Source organism: Flavobacterium johnsoniae, assembly GCF_030388325.1.
GTDB lineage: Bacteria > Bacteroidota > Bacteroidia > Flavobacteriales > Flavobacteriaceae > Flavobacterium > Flavobacterium johnsoniae_C.
On record NZ_CP103794.1, the window covers coordinates 820,981 to 841,491 of the forward strand.

At 34.7% G+C, this 20,511-nt stretch carries 9 protein-coding genes; 4 read left to right on the forward strand and 5 right to left on the reverse strand.

What is annotated here, in order from left to right; genetic code table 11:
- Positions 1 to 139: 139 nt before the first annotated feature.
- Positions 140 to 1,678 (reverse strand): glycine--tRNA ligase, encoded by a 1,539-nt coding sequence (locus NYQ10_RS03740; RefSeq protein WP_289878952.1) that lies wholly within the window; start codon positions 1,676 to 1,678, stop codon positions 140 to 142.
- A gap of 98 nt (positions 1,679 to 1,776) precedes the next feature.
- On the opposite strand from NYQ10_RS03740, the gene NYQ10_RS03745 reads away from it, so the two are divergent.
- Complete coding sequence (locus tag NYQ10_RS03745; RefSeq protein WP_289878953.1) at positions 1,777 to 2,457, forward strand: ComF family protein; 681 nt, start codon at positions 1,777 to 1,779, stop codon at positions 2,455 to 2,457.
- 4 nt (positions 2,458 to 2,461) lie between these two features.
- On the opposite strand, the gene NYQ10_RS03750 is transcribed toward NYQ10_RS03745, so the two are convergent.
- On the reverse strand, positions 2,462 to 5,143 hold the full coding sequence (locus NYQ10_RS03750) for a zinc-dependent metalloprotease (protein WP_289878954.1): 2,682 nt from the start codon (positions 5,141 to 5,143) through the stop codon (positions 2,462 to 2,464).
- Positions 5,144 to 5,340: 197 nt separating this feature from the next.
- On the opposite strand from NYQ10_RS03750, the gene NYQ10_RS03755 reads away from it, so the two are divergent.
- The 3 genes from NYQ10_RS03755 to NYQ10_RS03765 all read left to right on the forward strand — a co-directional run bounded on the left by NYQ10_RS03755 (position 5,341) and on the right by NYQ10_RS03765 (position 7,828).
- Complete coding sequence (locus NYQ10_RS03755; RefSeq protein ID WP_289878955.1) at positions 5,341 to 6,270, forward strand: bifunctional riboflavin kinase/FAD synthetase; 930 nt, start codon at positions 5,341 to 5,343, stop codon at positions 6,268 to 6,270.
- Positions 6,271 to 6,384: 114 nt separating this feature from the next.
- Positions 6,385 to 6,822 carry a hypothetical protein gene (locus tag NYQ10_RS03760; RefSeq protein WP_276171744.1) on the forward strand — a complete coding sequence of 146 codons (438 nt, stop codon included), beginning with the start codon at positions 6,385 to 6,387 and terminating at the stop codon, positions 6,820 to 6,822.
- 139 nt (positions 6,823 to 6,961) lie between these two features.
- The gene (locus tag NYQ10_RS03765; RefSeq protein WP_289878956.1) at positions 6,962 to 7,828 is read left to right on the forward strand and encodes a cupin-like domain-containing protein; all 867 of its coding nucleotides are present in this window, start codon (positions 6,962 to 6,964) and stop codon (positions 7,826 to 7,828) included.
- A 56-nt stretch (positions 7,829 to 7,884) separates the two neighbouring features.
- On the opposite strand, the gene NYQ10_RS03770 is transcribed toward NYQ10_RS03765, so the two are convergent.
- The 3 genes from NYQ10_RS03770 to NYQ10_RS03780 all read right to left on the reverse strand — a co-directional run bounded on the left by NYQ10_RS03770 (position 7,885) and on the right by NYQ10_RS03780 (position 20,370).
- Entirely contained in the window at positions 7,885 to 11,202 is a 3,318-nt protein-coding gene (locus NYQ10_RS03770) for a T9SS sorting signal type C domain-containing protein (RefSeq protein WP_289878957.1), read from the reverse strand.
- Positions 11,203 to 11,579: 377 nt separating this feature from the next.
- Positions 11,580 to 15,443 carry a T9SS sorting signal type C domain-containing protein gene (locus tag NYQ10_RS03775; RefSeq protein WP_289878958.1) on the reverse strand — a complete coding sequence of 1,288 codons (3,864 nt, stop codon included), beginning with the start codon at positions 15,441 to 15,443 and terminating at the stop codon, positions 11,580 to 11,582.
- A 139-nt stretch (positions 15,444 to 15,582) separates the two neighbouring features.
- Entirely contained in the window at positions 15,583 to 20,370 is a 4,788-nt protein-coding gene (locus NYQ10_RS03780) for a T9SS sorting signal type C domain-containing protein (RefSeq protein ID WP_289878959.1), read from the reverse strand.
- Positions 20,371 to 20,511: the final 141 nt, after the last annotated feature.

A 20,511-nucleotide genomic window follows, 5' to 3' on the forward strand; every position in this document is an offset into this window, starting at 1 on the left:
TTCATTGTTAACACATTACACCCAAATGTTAATACAAAATGATGAAATGCAAAAAACATCGATAAAATGCGTGTTTTTTAAAATCAAAAATCCCAAACTCCTTAACGGAATTTGGGATCAATACTATAATTGGTAAAGATTACATTTTCATTAACCAGTTTTTCATCGAAACTTCATTTTCGATAATTCCTCTTAATTCTGCAATTTTTACACGATCTTGTTTCATGGTATCTCTATGACGAATTGTTACTGTTTCGTCTTCCAATGTTTGATGATCTACTGTAATACAGAAAGGCGTTCCTAAAGCATCTTGTCTTCTGTAACGACGTCCTACAGCATCTTTTTCATCATAAGCAACATTGAAATCCCATTTCAAATCTTCAATGATTTTTCTTGAAATTTCTGGTAAACCGTCTTTTTTAACTAACGGTAAAACCGCTGCTTTAGTTGGTGCTAAAACTGCTGGTAATTTTAAAACTGTTCTTGTAGAACCGTCTTCTAATGTTTCTTCTTGTAAAGAAGTAGCAAAAACCGCTAAGAACATACGATCTAAACCTACAGAAGTTTCTACTACATAAGGAACATAGTTTTCATTTAATTCAGGATCAAAATATTGTAATTTTCTTCCAGAATATTCTTCGTGTGCTTTTAAATCGAAATCTGTACGAGAGTGAATTCCTTCCAATTCTTTAAATCCGAATGGGAAATTAAATTCGATATCTGCCGCCGCGTTTGCGTAATGTGCTAATTTTTCGTGATCATGAAAACGGTAATTTTCTTTTCCTAATCCTAAAGATAAATGCCATTTTAGACGTGTTTCTTTCCAATGGTGATACCATTTCATTTCTTCGCCTGGACGAACAAAAAATTGCATTTCCATTTGTTCGAATTCACGCATACGGAAAATAAACTGTCTTGCAACAATCTCATTTCTGAACGCTTTTCCCGTTTGAGCAATTCCAAAAGGAACTTTCATACGACCAGATTTCTGAACATTTAAGAAGTTAACAAAAATACCTTGTGCCGTTTCCGGACGCAAATATAAATCCATTGCAGATTCTGCAGAAGCTCCAAGTTTAGTTCCAAACATTAAGTTGAACTGTTTTACATCTGTCCAGTTTTTAGAACCTGTTTCTGGATCGGCAATTCCTAATTCTTCAATTAACGCTTTCACGTCTTGAAGATCATCAGTCATACCTTTTGCAAGTCTTTCCAGAATTTCTTTTCTCTTTGAAAGATATTCTACAACGCGTGCATTTGTTGTAATAAATTCTTCTTCATTAAAAGCATCACCAAAACGAGCTTTTGCTTTTTCGATTTCTTTTTGAGCTTTTTGATTAATCTTTTCAGCGAATTCCTCAACTAAAACGTCAGCTCTATATCTTTTTTTAGAATCTTTATTATCAATTAATGGATCATTGAACGCATCAACGTGGCCTGAAGCTTTCCAAGTTGTTGGATGCATCAATATTGCAGCATCAAGGCCGACAATATTTTCATTCATCTGAACCATTGATTTCCACCAATATTCACGGATATTCTTTTTTAACTCGACTCCATTTTGTGCATAATCGTAGACTGCACTTAATCCGTCGTAAACTTCGCTTGACGGAAAAATAAATCCGTACTCTTTTGCGTGCGAAACCACATTCTTAAATATATCTTCTTGTTTTGCCATAGTGATGCAAAAATATAAAAAGTACCTTTAAAAAAAAGAAAAATAATAAAGATTGAAGTGTTGATTTTTCTATTTTTGTAAATAAAATCTTTCTTTTTGTGTTTAATTATCTAATAAATCTATTTTTTCCGAAAGTCTGTGACGGATGTCGTGGAATTTTACTTCAAAACGAAAATGTCTTTTGCACCGTTTGCCGACATGAAATGCCTCTTACTCAATATCATTTAGATTCAAAAAATGAAGCTGTAAAAAAGTTTTATGGCAAGGTTGATATTCAATTTGCATCGGCATTTTTGTACTTTAATAAAAAAGGAATGGTTCAGGAATTAATTCACAACCTAAAATATAAAGGTCGTGAAGAAATTGGAACGGCTTTGGGAAATTGGTATGCCGAAGATTTAAAAGAAGTTTCTCTTGAAATTCCGTTCGATATTGTTATTCCTGTTCCGCTTCACAAAAGAAAATTTAAGGAACGAGGTTATAATCAAATAACGACTTTTGGAAAAGCAATTGCGGAAGGTTTTGACATTCCATTTAATGAAAACCTTTTATTTCGAAAAGTATATTCTAAAACACAATCTAAAAAAGATCTTTTAGGAAGATCTGAAAATATTGAAAGCATTTTTGATGTTGAATTTACAGAAACCGCTCACAACAAACACTTTTTAATTGTTGACGATGTTCTTACAACAGGTGCAACAATCGAAGCTTGTTCGCGCGCTTTGCTAAAAATTCCAGGCGCCAAAATAAGCACAATTTGTATTGCAATGGCGCACTAGAAATTTAATTTACTATTATCTTCCTTACTGTTCTTTTCTCACCATCGGTTATGGTTACAAAATAAACTCCAGATGGAACTCCAGGCAATTGAATATCTTGAATAAAGTATCCTGAACCTTGAAATGTTTTGTCGTATACATACTTTCCTAAGATATCATGAACATAAACTTTAATATCTTTAACTGAGTCACGTTGAAATTGAATCGTAAAATTTCCTTTATTCGGATTTGGATACAAAGCAAAATCTATATTTTTAAAATCTCCAGTATCTAAAGTATAAGTCTTACTGCAAATATTTACCGAAGCAGAATTTATTGTGCCTAGCATTCCCACAATCGCATCTCGTACTCTAAAAGTCCAAACACCTTGAGGGTCTTCGCCATTAAAAACACTTAGCTCACTAGCAGGAATTACAATTTGAATAGCGGTTTCGCTACAATTTAAAGCAATTCCGCTATCATCAAACTGAAACGACAATGTCGAATTGGTATTGCCACAGCTTCTATTAAACAAACTTACTATTGTTCCGCTTGGACTTACAATTTGCATTTCAAGATCAGAAAATCTTGCATGGGTTACATTTACTAAAACATTTACATCATAAATAGTTCCTACAGAAGATGGCACTGTTACGGTTTTACTTATAAAAGTAGAACTATTGCCTGTTGAATAACCACCTTCAAAATTATACGTATTGCAACTAGTAGAAACAGCATAACCAATTGCAAAAGGAGTTTTGTTTAAAGCATAATAAATATTGTTGACTGGCTCAATTAAGATCCTACAATTGGTAGATGGTGTAATTCCAGATGGAATTAAAACAGTTTCCGATCCATCATTTAAAGTATTTGAAGCTAAGATGGTAGGAAATCTCAAACCACCATCTACAGATAATTTGATATTTACATTTGATGATCCTGCAAGAGTATTGGTATTGTTAACACTCCAAGTAATGGTTTGTGTCGAACCTCTTTCCCAAGAAATATTTTCTGTATTCTGTGAGGTTATAGCAAACGGTCCTGCGGCAGAAGTCACTGTAACTACCATGGCATCTGTGCTAGTTTGAGCTGTACCTTCTGTTGTGATATCTCTTCCAGTCAAAGTAAAATTCATCGTTTTGGGAATTGAAGAAACAGACTCCCAAGTCGTAGTTAACTGATTGTTGAGTACAGAACTAAAAGCTGGCATATAACGGACTGGAGATGCCGTTGGAGGAAATGACCTAAACATTGGCCCATCTGGTTTTGTCGCAAAGGCAATACTGTTTGGCCCAGTTGTAGTTATGGCACTGTCAAATTGTTCCCAAGTATAGGTTATAGAATTGCCTTCAGGATCTGAGCCTGTTCCTGTTAGAACAAATGGTGTACTAATTGGAATCGTATAATCTAATCCTGCATTAATTACTGGAGGATTATTGGTTATTGGTGTAGTAACGGCACAAGTTTTTCCCTCCAAATTATTCTGTATCTGAATAATACTTCCGTACGAGAAATAATCATCAGAATTGTTTTGAATATCATAATTATTTGTTACACCAGCGTAGGCCATAATAGTTGAACCGCTTCCGGGCTCATAATGTGTGCCTGTTCCTTCAGCTCTATAAGAAAATGTATGAGTTCCTCCAAGCTGATGCCCCATTTCGTGAGCCACAAAATCAATATCGAAAGTATCTCCGAGTGGTCTTCTATCTGATGGAGAAGTATAAGCACTTCCTTTTCCAAGCGGAGTGTTAGTCGTTGGATCTACGCAAACGCAACCAATGCAACCAGCATTTCCACCTCCGCCAGACGCTCCAAACAAATGTCCGATATCGTAATTAGCATTTCCAATTACGGTTGACAATGTGGTTTGAACTTCTTGCCCCCAAGTTCCTCCTGGATCTGCGGTTCCTTGAGCTGCATTAGAATACGGATCTGTAGATGCATCTGTATAAATTACAGCATCATTATTAGCAATTAAAATTAATTTTACAGAAAGGTCTTTATCAAAAACTCCGTTTACTCTAGTCATAGTAGCATTCATTCCTGCCAATGCTGCCGCTTTAGTGCCTCCAAAAAAGGTCGCATATTCGCCTGTACAAGATAATGCTAGTCGGAATGTTTTATATTGTTTAGCACTTGAAGCTGTTTTTCCTGTAATCGAAGATTTATTTTCGGCAATTAAATTGGTTGTTTTACAATCCAGACGCATTTTAGAATCTGCTTTATCTGCCGATTTAAACAACACATATTCCGAATTATCATCAGGATTTTGCTCTATATATTCGGTTTGTTTTTCTAAACGAAAAACCATTGTCTGCATTCCGATTGGAGCAACACTAAAATAGATTTTAGCACTTTTATCGTCTATTCCAATTCCTTGATAGGCTCTGATTTCTGGATATTTTGCTTGTAATTCTGGATCAAAATTAGAAGATTCCCAAACCGAAAAACGTTCTAAATTTCCTTCCGCATTTGGAATTGTTATCTCTGTGGAACTGCTTTTTGCAGTTTTATTCGTTGCAGAAACTAGTTTCGAATTTAGAAGTTCAGCATTCAATCTAAAATATAACTCATTTGAATCTGAAGCACTTGCCTTTCGCGTAAGCGATGAAGACGAATTTACTTTTTGCCACAAAACATCATTTTGGGCATTAACACTCGCACAGCAAAAAATAAAAAATATATAGAGTAATTCTTTTTTCATATTCGATCGGGATATAATATCAAAATTAATCCAATTAATTTGAAATTATACAAGATATAAGACAATTAACGCATTTTAATCGACGAGTTGGCTAATTTTCACAAAAAGAAATTGACAGAAATAGTTAAAATTCGATTTAGCCAGTATTAAATTTAAGACAGAATAGTATAAATTTGCAGCATCTTAAATAATTTGTTTTGAAGCTCTTTCATTCTATAAACGATTTTCAGTCAACCAAGAAAACTATTTTAACTCTTGGCACTTTTGACGGCGTGCATATTGGTCACAAAAAAATTCTGGAAAGAATTACCCAAAATACTGAGAATGGAAAATATGAAAGCCTGGTTCTTACCTTTTTTCCGCATCCGCGAATGGTTCTTCAGGAAAAATCAGAAATTAAATTATTAAATACTATCAGCGAAAAAACAAAACTTCTCGAAGCAACCGGAATTGAAAATTTAGTTGTTCATCCGTTTAACGAAAGTTTCTCAAGACTTACCGCAGAAGAATTTGTTCATACTATTTTAGTTGATAAATTTCAGATTCAGAAAATAATTATCGGACACGATCACCGTTTCGGACGCAATAGAACTGCCAATATTGATGATTTAATCGCTTTTGGAATTGAATATGGTTTTGAAGTTGAACAAATATCAGCACAAGAAATTCAAGATGTTTCGGTAAGTTCGACCAAAATCAGAAAAGCATTAATAGAAGGCAATATGGCTTTGGCAAATGAATATTTAGGATACGACTATTTCTTAAATGGTACAATTGTTAAAGGAAAACAACTTGGGAGAACAATTGGTTTTCCTACCGCAAATATTCATATTGAAGAAGATTATAAACTGATTCCAAAAATTGGCGTTTATGTTGTAAGAGCAATTGTAAACGAAGAAACTGTTTTTGGAATGATGAATATTGGTTTTAATCCGACCGTAAATGGCGACAAACAAACAATCGAAGTCCATCTTTTTGATTTTGACAAAAACATTTACGATCAAAATATCGAAGTTTCTCTATTGCATTATATTCGCGAAGAACAGAAATTCAGTTCTGTTGACGCACTAAAAGAGCAACTCAATAACGATAAAAACGTTGCTGTGAATTATATAAATCTGCTTTAGAAAATCGCAATACAGTTTTTGTTGGTTTTTAAATCATCGTAGTTATTTTTTTAGTAAATTTGATAGAACACTGTTTTTCAAATATTTACTATTAACTTCTAAAAAATAACCACTATGAAAGTACCTAAAGAAATTACCAATGGTTTTTTGATTTTTCTCGGAATTGGCATTTATTTTTTATTGATGAATGTATTAGGTCTAGCAGATTTGTTTTACCTAAGAACTCTTAATGTTTTCTTTATTTTCTACGGAGTTAACAGAACAATGCAGATGAATCTACATGAAGGAGAAACCAATTTTGTTACTAATGCCGTTTCTGCCATGACGACTTCTGTAGTCGGCGTATCGATGAGCGTATTTGGTTTGTTGGTTTATAGTTATGCTCGAGGCGGAGACGCTTATGTAAAAACCCTTTCTGAAACGTTTATGTTCGGAGGAAATCCATCAGTGCCAACTTATTGTATTTGTTTATTATTTGAAGGACTTGCTTCTTCTGTAATTGTAACTTTAATGATGATGCTGTACTGGAATAACAAATATGCAGCAGACTGATTTTTTTATGAGTTTCGCAGATTAAATCATTTTAAATTCGATTACATCAAAAATTTAGCTAAAAGAGATCATTAATCTCGATAAATATTTTTAAATTGCTTATAGCTCAGAGCTATAAGCAATTTTTTTATTCAGCAAAATGAAATTAAAACAGATAGAAAGGGTAAAAAAAATCTCTAAAGCAGATTTCATTTCCCAATATGTAAAAAAACAAATTCCTGTTGTTGTAGAAGAACTGACCGAAGATTGGCCAGCTTACAATAAGTGGAAATTATCTTATATGAAAGAAATAGCAGGTAATGCTATTGTACCTTTATACGATGACAGACCTGTCAATCATGAAGATGGCTTTAACGAAGCTCATACCAAAATGAAAATGAGCGACTACATTGATTTATTAGAAGAAAAACCTACCAACTATCGTATTTTTCTTTATAATTTGATGAAAGAAGTTCCTTCATTAAAAGACGACTTTTTATGGCCTGATATAGGTTTAAAATTAGTAAAACAGATGCCAATGTTGTTTTTTGGAGGCGAAAACTCAAGAGTTTTTATGCATTACGACATTGATTATTCTAATATTCTACATTTTCATTTTCATGGAGAAAAACAATGTATGCTTTTTGCGCCAGATCAGTCAAAATATATGTACAAAGTACCTCATGCTTTAATTTCGAGAGAAGATATTGATTTTGATAATCCAGATTACGAAAAATTTCCAGCGCTCAAAAATGCAGAAGGTTACATTACAAACTTGAAACATGGCGAAATGCTCTACATGCCAGAGGGCTATTGGCATTATATGAAATATTTAACACCAGGTTTTTCGATGAGTTTGCGCTCTTTTCCAAAAAACATTGTCAATTTATCCAAGGCAGCCTATAATGTTTTTATAATGCGCCATTTTGATATTATGATGCGAAAAATACAAGGTCAAAAATGGATTGATTACAAAAATGAAAAGGCGATAACCAAAACGAATGAAAATCTACAGCGTACATTCTAAATAAAAAAGCGGTTGAACAAAAACTCAACCGCTTTTTTATTTATCTAAAATCGAATCTAGAATATTATTTTTTTAGTAACCGTATATCCATTGCTTAGAGTTACTTTCACTAGTAAAACTTGATGCGTTGGAGGTAAATTTGTAATTAGTAATTCTTTATTATCAATATTCTCTTTTTGATATAGCAATTTTCCTCCAATATCATAAATGGTCATTTCTTTAAGATTTTCTGCATCCGATATTGCTTGCAGTTTGATATTTTTATCTTTTACTGAAACCAATACATTTTTATCAAGACCAGCAAAATCATTCGTTGCCAAATTTTTATTGGTGTAGCGCAATACGAAACGTTCATTAAAGACACCTATAGCAGTAGTAAATGAATAAGCTCCTGCTTTAAGATCATGAATTGTGTTTGTCGTTTTATCTTCTAAATATATGTTCTGCTTGCTCAAGTTGCCATCTGTACGTTCTATTCCAATTGTAAAATCTCCTGCAATTGAAGATCTATATCCTAACGGAACCTTATCTGCTTCTTCAAATGGTATTGCACGACCTTGAATAGTCAATTTAATCAGTCCATTTATGCTATAAAAATCAAGTAAAGGATTTGCATCTAAAGTTGCTGCATCGTAATTGTCATCCCATAAATCTGTTGCACCTTCGATGTAACCAATTAATATTTGTTTAAAGGCGCCTTGAGTATTAGAAAAATTCAGCCAAACACGATGTCTTTCAAATTCGCTTTGGTTCGATTTAAAAAACTGGCCATTATGACTTGACACTCTCATTGAATTTGTAAAAACAGCTCTTTGTCCAGTTTTTGATGTTGCAATAAACCCTTGTCCTGCCGCAATGTATCCTAATGGAGCTTCTGTATTTCCGGGAGTTGTAGCTCCAGTTCCCGTCATCGATCCAACAGTTGTGTTTCCAGAAAGGTTATAAAAAGCAAAATCGTTATTATTATAATAATATTTCCCATCAGCTGGGTTAAGTACTGGAAGAGAGTTATGAGTCCAGAAGTAAAGTGTTCCATAATAATTGGCTGCATTGTCGACAATAAACCTATCTGCATAAATTGCCGAAGGATAAGGATTTCCAAGCAAATTTGATTTTTGAGCAACTGCATTTGGACCTAAAATGGTTCCGTTATTAGGAACTCCAGTAAATACTCCTCCATAAATTGCAGCTGTGTTAGCATCGTAAGGTTGAGGAGCTCGAATATTATAACCGTTTCCTTTAACCATTTCTTCGGTTCCATTTAAAATCACAACCCAACCAGTATTTGGAACATATTTATAATACTTGTCCAGCAAAGTATTTGGAGAAAATTCTTGTAACGTAAAAGCAGGCACACGAGTAACTGGAGAAGACCAATAAGTTGCATCATAACGTCTTATTGGTTTTGAATTTCTTTTATAGGTAATATTTCCCGTATTAACAGCTTCTGAAATCTGCACTAAACTAGAATTATTTTCAAAAACAAGAGAGCCAGTTCCCAATACATTTACATCATTGGTAACCGTTAAAGTATTACTGCTTTGTACAATTAAAGAACCATTATTCTGTATCGTTATTCTATTCGCGAAAAACACTCCGTCTGTTCCAGAAATAATTGGACTTGTTGTCATTTGTGGAATAACAACACAATCTGATGCTAACGGAACTCCCGCCGGAGTCCAGTTTCCAGACGTACCCCAATTTGCGCTTAAACTACCATTCCAAGTTTTAGCAACTACAGGATTTATAATAACTGGAGTAGTTGGCGATTGACAAAGTGTGGTATTATTTCTAACTCTTACATTATAGGTTCCTGGGTTTAAGCCAGCAAATACTCCAGTGGTATTGGTAAAAGTAATTCCGTCAAGACTATATGAAAAACCAGTTCCAGATGCAGGCGATGTTACCGTTATAGTTCCTGTGTTAACATCACAAGTTGGTTGTTGAGCTGCAGAAGCTGTTGGCGCTACAGGCGAAGCAATAACTGGTACTGTAATAGTGTAATTTGTAGATACACAACCTGCGTTGCTTACCGTAAGAGTTCCAGTATAGTTTCCTGCCGCCGTTCCTGCTGGCACTGCAATACTTATTTGACTTGCAGGCAAAGTTGCATTGGTAACAGCCACAAAACTATTGGCCGGTGATGCACTCCATGTAATGCTATAATTGGTTGGCACATTCGTTGTTGCGCTATAAGGTAAATTTACATTTTGAACAATTGCAGTACTACATACTGAAGCAATAGATCCAAGTGTTATAGTTGGCAGAGCAGTAACTGAAATTGTAACGGAATTATTAACTGAAATTGTTGACGTACAATCTACCGATCTTAGACTAGTAATTGTTATTGTACTGTTTCCAACAATAGAAAATCCAGCGGCCGTGAAACTACCAGTACCAGCAGTTGTTACCGTAAAATTAGCTGTTAAACCTGTAGCTGAAGGACTGCTTCTATTGTAAGTAACAGTATAATTTCCTCTTGGCAAACTTGTAGGAGTACCAGTTATATTAACTGTTGAAGTTCCGCCAGTAGTACAAGCATTGGACGCATTTGTCGTACTTAGACTATACGTTTTGCAAGTGTAAGTTGCCGTAAGATAACCTTGTGCTCCGCTTCCACCATTTTGTACAGCTCCTGAGCTTATTGCACCGCCGCCGCCGCCGCCGTAAGGGTTCCCATTATTTCCAACAGAGATTGCTATAGCTAACGAACTAAGTGATAGTCCTCCTGTACCTCCTGCACCTGTTCCAAGATTAGCTGCATTACCTCCTCCTCCCGAAACAAGAAGTAATCCCGCAGCTGAACTTCCTCCAGCTGTTCCGTTTTGTCCGTTAGTTGCTGTGATATTTCCAGTAGCTATTCCTCCATTTCCACCGCTAGGAACAGCAGTATCACTAAGATTGGCATTACCTCCTGTGCCACCACCTGCATTAAAAAAACCTGTGAAACCAGTTGCATAAGATGCTCCTCCATTAGCTCCATTTCCAGATCCTCCAGCTGTAACTCCACCGACTACAAGAGTTAAACTTTGCACTGCAGATGTGTTGATAGTTCCTTTTGCATAGGCTCCACCGCCGCCGCCGCCGCCACTTCTACCTATCAAAAAACCAGTAATTGCGGCTCCTCCGGCTCCTCCAGCTCCCCAGCCTTCTAAAGTTACTTGATCCATTCCCGCAGGAAGATTTAAATTTCCTCCAGTCGGAAAGGTATGAGTTATCGTTTGCGCTTTTGTTGAAGTATAGAATAATGATAGAATTAAAATCAGAAAAAAATTCAATTTCAAACTTGGTCCCAATTTTAACTGTACTCCAGCATGAGTTTGTGAAATTGAAATACTTGAAAAAGTATTTGGTATAAGTAAAGTTCTTTTCATCTTGTGGTATTTTTAGTAGTTGGCAAATAAACTCTAACGCTAACAAGACTAACTGCAAATAGAAAATGAAGTAATTTGTGTAACTCTTAAATTTTACAATCAATTTTGAAAAACGCAAAGAATACTTTAATCGACAATAACATGCTTTTTGTCGATTAAATATTACAACAAGGTACGATTTTATTTACATACATATTTTGTTTGTAGTATTAAACTTTAAAATTTAACACCCAAAACAGATATTTTATAAAAAATAAGAAAAAACTGTTAAAACAAAAGAAACACAAATACAAGTCACTGTTTTACTGATACTTAAAAACAAAAACCTCCTTTGTAAGACCACAAAAGAGGTTTTGCTTTATTTTAAAAAAATTATCTTAAAAGAGTACCTTTTTAGAACTAACATTTCCATTTTCTAAAATTATTTTCGCAAATAATACCTGATTTGAAATGCCTAAATTTTCAATAGATATTCTTTTGTTTTCAATTGTATCATTTTTGTACAATTGATTTCCTAAAACATCATAAATCCTAACTTCTTTAAGATTTTCATTTGTAGATTCTATCGAAATAATATGCTTTCTCACAGAAACAAAAACTTTTTCCGAGTTACTGAACCAGTCTTCATTTTTAAGTATTTGATCAGTAAAAACAATCGTAAAACGATCATTAACTATTCCGCTTTCAGATTCAAATTGATAGGAATCTTCACTTAAATTATGAAGTTTATTTAAAAGTCGATCTTTTAAGAAAATACTTTTTCCATTAAAAAAACTGTCTTGATGATCTATTTCTAGAATTAAAGAACTTTTGTTTGCCAATTTATATCCTAAAACAATCGAATCATTTTCGGTAAACGGTAACTCTCGACCTTGAATTACAAGCTTTGTATTCTCTTCAACAAGACTATAAAAATCCATCTTTGGATTGGAATTAAGCGTTTCTGCATCGTAAATAGCATCTAGATTATTTGATGCTCCGTGAGCATAACCAAGCAAAATTTGTTTAAATACTCCTTCTTGACTTTTAAGGTTCAGCCAAAAACGATGTTTTTCACTTTTACTTTTTGTTGCTTCACTTTTAGAAGGCTTAAAAAAAGAACTGTTACTGCCCAAAATCCGCATACTGTTATTAAATTCAAGATTACCTGCTAAGTTTGTTCTTAAAATGAAGGCTTGACCTGAAGCAATTGTTCCGTCTGGCGCTGAATCACTTACTCCCGAACTTAATGCAGAACTCGTACCAACACCTCCTAATAGGTTATAAACTGCAAAATCATCGTTAGAATAATAATTATTTAAAGGAGGTGTATTGTGTGTCCAGAAACATAAGACGCTTTTAATTTTTGGCAAATTAATTTTTATGAAAGTATCAGCATCGATAGCACTTGGATACGGATTACCAATAAGATACGATTTATTTGGAAATTGGAGATCAACGTAAATTTTACCATTATTTGGAACTCCTTTAAAAACTCCTTCAAATATTGATCTTTCTGAAACCGAATAACTCTGCGGCGCCCTAATACTGTAACCTTGTCCTGGATTCATTGTCATTTCACCATGTAAACTTACATTCCAACTCGTAATCGGATCGTACCAATAATATTTATCTAAAAGTGTTTCTGGCGAAAAATCAAACATTTTCTGATCTTTAACTGGCGAAGACCAATAGGTAACATCATATCTTATAACCGGATTTGTTTTTCTCTTCAAATGAATAATTCCAGTATTAATCATGTCATCATCAGATTGGTACAAACTAGCCGAATCTTCCAAAACCAACGTTCCAAAACCAGTATAGGAAAACTCAACATTTAGCGTATTTTTTTCGAGAAGCGTTACAATTTTATCTTTAGCAATATAACATCCGCAGACATTGGCAGAAGTAAGATTTGGAAAACTTTCGTTAAAATAAACATCTTTCCCTGCTGAAGGAAAACCAGCTGACCACGAATTTCCATTCCAAATTGTAGTGTTCACGCAAAGTTTCAAGCGCGCAATTCTATGTTTTGAAATTCCAGATACAGAGTTAAAAATACCGCCTATCAATAATCTATAGTCTTCTGTAAAATTCATTGCGTTGAGCGTATTATTTAAAGGTGCAGAAAAGGAATCATCAAAAGCTCCAGACGGCAATAATCTAATTAATCTCAATGCGGAAACATTTTTGTAAGTCCCTGAAAATGCTCCTCCAACTAAAATTCTATCATCTGGCTGAATTAAAATTGTACGAACATCTCCTTTACTAAAACCAGTTCCAGAATTAAATGTAGCATCTAAACTTCCATCAGTATTTAAACGGACAATTCTTTTTTGCGAAATTCCATCAAAAGTTAAAAATGATCCTCCAACAATTATTTTTTGATCGCTTTGTAAGGCAATTGAGTAAACATATTTATCAAAACCCTCTCTTATATTAAAACCTAAATCAATTGTTCCATCAGAATTTAAACGAACTAATCCCGCAAAAGGCAATCCATTAAATGTTTTAAAATGACCACCAACAAGAATCTTTCCATCAGATTGCAATACGACAGATTCAACAATACCATCCGCACCAGAGCCGATATTAAAACTAGGATCTTTTAAACCATCTGGCAATAATCTTACAATTCTATTTGCATTAATTGCAGATCCATTGTATTTTGAAAATGCTCCAGCAACTATTATTTTTTGATCAGATTGAATGGCTAATGTGTAAACCTGACCATTAAAACCTTCTCCAGTTGAAAAAGAATAATCTATTTCTCCGTCTTGAAAAATCCTTGCAATTCTATTGTTTGTAATATCGTTGTATTTAGTAAAGCTTCCGCCAATAATTATCTTCTGATCTTCTTGCAATACGGTTGTTTTAACCAAATTATTTGCTCCTGATTTTCCAGTATTAAAAGAAATATCATTAGCCCCATTTTCTAAAAGACAGTTAATTTTAGAAACTAAAGCTCCATTAAACTTTTTAAAATTACCTCCAACAATGGTTTTCTTGTTTGGAAGAGGTAAAATAGTCAAAACAGAATTGTCAAAACCAATACCTGAAGACAAATAAGCAGCATCAAGTTCTCCGTCATTATTAATTTTTGCTAATCTTCCTTGATTGTGCGCATTAAAAACTGCAAAAGAACCAGCAACATACCAAGCAGTTTCTTCATCAAATTCTATAGCCAAAACTGAAGAAGAAGGCCCGGAACCGATATCAAAATCTGCTTTTAATGTACCGTCTGAATTAAGATAAATTAATCGATTTACTGGAGAAGTATTATAAAAACCTGTAAATGATCCTCCAACCATTATATCGCCAGATTGATTAATTTTAATTGCTTGTACTCCTTCTTTAGTAAAACCAGATCCTGTCAAAAAACTTTCATCTTGTGTTCCGTCTTCATTCAAACGAATTATTCTGTTGGCCGTATTTGAATTATAGGTCGTGAAATTGCCTCCTAAAATAATTTTTCCATCTGTTTGTAACGCAATAGCATTTACATCATCATCAAAGCCAGTTCCTGTATTAAAACTTGCATCGTAACTTCCATTATTATTTAATCGAATAATTCTATTTGCTGGCGTTCCATTAAAAAGGGTAAAATTTCCAGTTAGTATTATTTTTTCGTTTGGCAAAACTTTTACCTGTGTAATATTGACCGAAGAGCCTGTATTGGTTAAAAAAGAAGAATCTAAAGCACCATTTGGAAGTAAGCGCGCCACACGATTTACAGTAGTCGAATTGTATTTGGTAAAACTGCCAACAATAATAATTTTTCCGTCTGATTGCAGCGCAATATCGTGGATAATTCCTGTAGTTGCTCCTATAGAAGTATTAAAACTACTATCGTAAGAGCCGTCTGGATTGAGGCGAATAATTCTTCCTGCACTAATTCCGTTGTAAGTTGTAAAACTTCCTCCAACAATAATTTTTCCATCTGCTTGTAAATAGGACGAATAAACCTTTCCATTAAATCCAGTTCCGGTATTGAAACTTTCATCTATAGATCCGTCTGGATTTAAACGAGTAAGATAGGAAACAGGAATTCCGTTTAGTGTTACATATTCTCCCCCGACAATTAAATTTCCATCTCTTTGAATTTGAAGTGTTTGAACTGTGGCATTAAATCCGTCGCCAAACTCTCCGTTATCAATAGTGTTAAACGAATTGTCAACCTTACCTTGCTGAGCGAGAAGCAATGTTTCCACTGGAAGAAAGAACAAGATTAGCAAATACAGTGCTTTTTTAATCAAAACCATATAATTAAAGTTAAATCATGAAAGAATTAACCTAAATTATAAAGGCAAAACCAGTAGCACAATACCTAGATTTAGGGATTTTTGAAATAAAAAAGCCCATCTTTTTCAAGATGGGCTTACAAAATATATTTCTTTTCAATTATAAGTTAGAATAGACAACTTTTTTTGTTACTGTATGTCCGTTTTCCAAAGTTATTTTTACCAATAAAACTTGATCAGCTGAATTTAGATTTGAAATCAATAATTCTGATGAATTAACATTGTCTTTATTGTATAACAACTGCGCTCCGATATTATAAATATTGACAGTTTTTATCGCTTCTTTTGAAGAAGAGATTTTTACAACTTTATTTTTCAAAGAAACAACCACACTATTTTCTAAATCTTCAAACTCTCCTGTTCCTAAAGTTTTAGAAGTGTAACGAAGATTGAAACGATTTGTAAATGTCCCGATTGCTGTAGTAAATTTATAATTTTCCGTACGAAGGTTTACTATTTTCGCTGTCAGTAAATCTTCTAAATAAACTTCCTGAGTATCAAAAAATCCGTCTGCGTGGTCAATTGCGATAGTGTATTCTCCAGCAGTTGCCACTTTGTAACCCATTGGAACAATATCTCGATTATCGAAAGGCAATGCGCGACCTTGAATAGTCATATTGTTAGATTCATTGATGCTGTAAAAATCAGCGCTAATGTTAGAACCTAAAGTAGTGGCATCAAAATTAATGTCAAAACTATTAGTAGCTCCTTCTATATATCCAACTAAAATCTGTTTGAATGCTCCTAAATCATTTGAGAAATTAAGCCACAAACGATTTCTTTCAATTTCGCCTGAATCTTCTGATCCGTCAATTTTGTAGAACTGCGAATTATTAGCGGTTCTACGCATTGAATTGGTAAAATTAAGTGTTCCTGTTTTTGGTTTAGCTAAGAATCCTTGCCCAGCTGCAATATATCCTTGAAAAGGTTGTCCGTTAAGATTTGCTCCCGAACTTGTGTCTGTACCTCCTGTAAGATTAAATGCTGCGAAATCGGCATTGTTATAATAGTATTTCCCATCTGCAGGGTTTAATACTGGTGATGAATTATGCGTCCAAAAATAAAGTGTTCCTAAGTTTGTATTTCCATTTATCAAAGCAGCTGCACTAATTGCGGAAGGATAAGGATTACCTACTAAATTGTATCTATCTTGTACTACAGTAGGAGCAATGTTACCATTGTTCGGAACACCTACAAATACTCCAGTAAATGGAGCAGGTGTGTCCGCATCAAAAGGCTGTGGAGCTCTTATGTTGTAGCCTTTTCCAACTTCCATCGGCATTGTTCCGTTAAGGCTGATGGTCCAAGTTGAATTAGGATCATACCAATAATATTTATCAAGCAGGGTAAGAGGAGATAAAGTGGCCATTGTAAAAGCTGAATTTGTAACAGGCATTGACCAATATGTCGCATCATAACGTCTTACAGAAGTTGTTCTTTCATAATTAATATCTCCAGAATTTGCAACATTTGTTGTTTGCATCAAACTTGAACCGCTTCTAAATGTTAATTGCCCATTTGTAGTTACTGCATTAGTGATTACCAATGTTACACCACTTGCAACAATAACATTTACACCTGGATTTACTGTTAACGAACAACCGTTAACAACTGGCGTACCAGCTGGGAAAGGTGTACCTCCATTTGCAGCAATAACGATTCTTTTTGTACTAGTTGGAGCACCTCCAACCCAACTTACACCATCCCAAGTACTTGTTGAATTATCGTTAATTGCTTGTGGTGCAGTAGCAACAGAAACACATGTTGTTGCAGTTTGAACAGTAAATGTATAATTTCCAGCTGCCAGACCTGTTACATCATAAGGCGTTCCAGAACCTGTTAGAGTTGCCGTAGCTTGTCCTGTCTGATTAATTGTCCACGCACCTGATGGAAGATTTCCTAATCTGATTGTTCCTGTTGCATTTACGCAATCAATATCAGTAAAAGATACTATACTTGGAGTTGCTTCAATTTGATTTACAGTAATCGTTGCCGTTCCTGTCATATCTGCAGCATTAGCACTACAGTTTGCATCGCTTAAGGCTGTAACCGTGTAATTTGTATTACTTGTTGGACTAACACTAAATGTATATGGACTTGCAGTAATATTTGTAATATTTGTAGATGTTGAGCCATTAGATCGCGTTAAACTCCATGGTCCTGTTCCTGTTAAAGTTACAGAAACTGTTGCACTTTGACCATTACAGATTGTTGTAGAGCCAGTAACATTTGAAGTTGGCCTTGGATTAACTCTAATAAATACAACTGGCGAAGTACTTGTACATCCGTTTGAAGTCACAATTCTTCGGAAATAGGTGCTCTGAGTTAGAATTCCTGGTGAATAACTTTGAACATTACTACTCGTTATAGCTGTAAAACTTCCTGAAGCTCCTGTTGTACTCCTTTCCCATTGATAAGTGTATCCTCCAGGTCCTGTTGGAGCACTTCCCGTAATAGTTCCCGCATCTGAACCTTCACAAACTGGCTGAGAATAAGACGCTGAACCTCTATAATATTTACCGGTTCCAGGACAAGGATCTCCAAAAGTAGCATTATTCGCCGTAAAAGTTACTGTATTTGATCTTCCTAAAATGTTTGTTTCTGTTACAGATTGACTTGTAGCAGAATGACAAGTCGAACCAATAGCATATGTACCACAACCACCACTTGGCAAACCATAACTAGCAAAAGTAACTGTGTTAAAATAAGTTCCAGCTGGAGCAGTAAAAGAAACTAGATTATTTTCATTTGCCCCTGCGCAAACTGATCCTGATGTACCATTATTATAAGTTAAGACATTATTTCCAATACCTACTCTAATAGTACCTCCTGTAGTTGCTACAGTACAAGAATTACCTGTTGTTGTTACAGAATAAGTATAGACATCAATTACTGTTGGTGTACCGCTAATTGTTAAAACATTGCCAGTAACCGAAAAAGTTACCCCAGGAGGAAGATTAGTGACAGTTGCTCCCGTTGCACCACCTCCCAATGTCATTGTAATCGCAGTCATTGCACTGTTTTGACAAACAATTCGATCTGCTCCTGCAGTAATAGTATGAACAGGATTTACTGTTATTGTAGCAGTTGCACTATTTGCAGAAGTACATGTTCCGCTTGTAACAATTGCTCTATAATAAGTTGTAGTAGCCAAATTGGTCACTAATAAAGATGTAGTAGTATTTGAAATATTGGTAACAGATGAGGCAAATGTACTCGATGGAGAAGATTGCCATCTTGTAACAGATCCAGTATGTCCACTTAAAGTTAAAGTCGTACTATTTGTCGCTGAACAATATGTAGCACTTCCTGCAATACTCCCTCCAACAGAAGTTGGATCTATTGTAATTACAGCATTTCCGCTCATGTTTAAAGCACAATTATTTGTATTTGTAGCTACTACTGTATAGGTACCTGCCGCTGTTCTATTTCCAAAAGAAATTGCAGCTCCAGTTCCTGCAACTGGAGAGCCACTATCAGCACCATTAAATTTTAATTGATAACTCACTCCCGAAGTCGAATTATTCAAACCAACCGCAACTCCCGTACCACCTGAACAATATGCTCCTCCTCCCGTTACAGTATAAACTGTTGGAGCGGCAATTAAATTAACATATGTACTAGAAGGAGTTCCTGCACAACCATTCGCAGAAGTTGCCACTACTGTTACTTCTTGGATTCCTGTTAATGTAGAGGCAAAAGTTACCGTTGGATTTTTAATAGTTGTTGATGAAAATGTTGCTCCTGGAGATGTACTCGACCAAGAATAGGTTACACCAGTTGCAGGAACATTATCTACGTCTAATTGAACTGGAGTACCCGCACATACAGAGCCTAAGGTCGTAAAACTTCCTTTAGGTACTGTTGTTGCAATTGGTGCCACTTGAGAACTTGGAATCAAAACAATATTATCAACAATAGATCCAAGGGTTGTTGTTGACAAAGTGTTATAAAGTTCGACATATATAACAGATGTAGTTGGAGTAAATGTAAGCGCACCCGTAAAAGCAGTATTAGTAGTATTACTAGTCGTATAACTTACTGATGGGGTAGCTGCTCCACCCAATATTCTAGCGGTAACTCCAACAGTAGCCTGAGAACCTGGTCTTCTGGCATAAATAAAGCTTAAGTTATAAGAAACACCAGGAATAACTGTTACTGGTTGTCTTAACGATGCTTCTGAATCTAATTCTGCGGTATTATTAGGGCTACCATTACTAAAATAAAGCCCCTCAGTTAAAACCTCAGTGTATGCCGTTCCTCCCGCTGTTGCCGCAGACCAATCAGTTGATCCATTATTAAAATTACCATTTTTGATTAAATTTGTTGCGCAAGTTACTGTACCATTAAATTGAAAGCTATCAATTCCATAGGTTCTTCCATTATTACTAGCACCCCAAGCATATATTCTAAAAGTAACAGGACCGCCGATATTCTGAAACGCAGTCCCCAATGTTATTGTTCCTGAAGCACCAGTTCCTAGAGTACTTCCATAGTTATCAATACTAGATCTTACGGCAAAATTATCTACTGGATTACTTCCTCCTCCAGCAACTCCTACATATTGAAAACTAGTTAAATTTATTACAGAACTGCTATTTGGAGTTAAAGTAAATTCAAAATAATCGTTTGCATTCATACTATTTGCAAGGTTTGACTGAGTCCAATTGTTTGCCGTGTAAACACCATTCGCATTTACACCATTAATTCCATCACCTCTACCAATACCAGACACAGTGATATTAGCATGCTTAACATCATTTGTTGTGTAAGGGTTTGAAAGATTGGGGTTATTAGTTGTTATAGCATTACTCCAAATAGACTGCCCAAAACTTGCAGTATGCAAAAAAATGAAGAATAAAAACGAGTAAAGTAATTTTCTCATCATATCAATGTGGTATTTATTTTAAATTTGTTTTTGGTTGCTAAAAAGCAAAAAGGGCATTTCTATTTAAAAACAAAAGATGCTGTTTTGTAAATTTTCAGTCCAATTTAAATGTTAAAATCCTGTTTTACAGCAAGATTATAA